The organism is Jejuia spongiicola (genome assembly GCF_023502325.1).
Classification (GTDB): Bacteria; Bacteroidota; Bacteroidia; order Flavobacteriales; family Flavobacteriaceae; genus Wocania_A; species Wocania_A spongiicola.
In genome coordinates, this window is the sequence record NZ_JAMFLZ010000043.1 from 1 (window position 1) to 233 (window position 233).

The following is a 233-nucleotide window of genomic DNA, read 5'->3' on the forward strand; positions in this document are numbered from 1 at the left end:
TTTTTAACTAATATTGATGCTCCTGGAAGCTTTACTTATGATATAAGTCAGTGGAATATTGGAGAGTTTGTTTCTGGAACAATCAATATGGCTCAAATGTTTAAAAATCAAACAAATTTTAATGTAAACCTTAATTCATGGGATGTCAGTAAAGTCTCTGATATGTCACAAATGTTTGAAGGTACTACTACTTTTAATCAAAACCTTGGTGATTGGGATATTAGTACTGTTTC

At 30.5% G+C, this 233-nt stretch carries 1 protein-coding gene; it reads left to right on the forward strand.

Annotation, left to right across the window (positions count from 1 at the left end; genetic code table 11):
- Positions 1-233 (forward strand): BspA family leucine-rich repeat surface protein (locus M3P09_RS17280; RefSeq protein WP_249974072.1); only part of this gene is annotated, 233 nt, incomplete at both ends.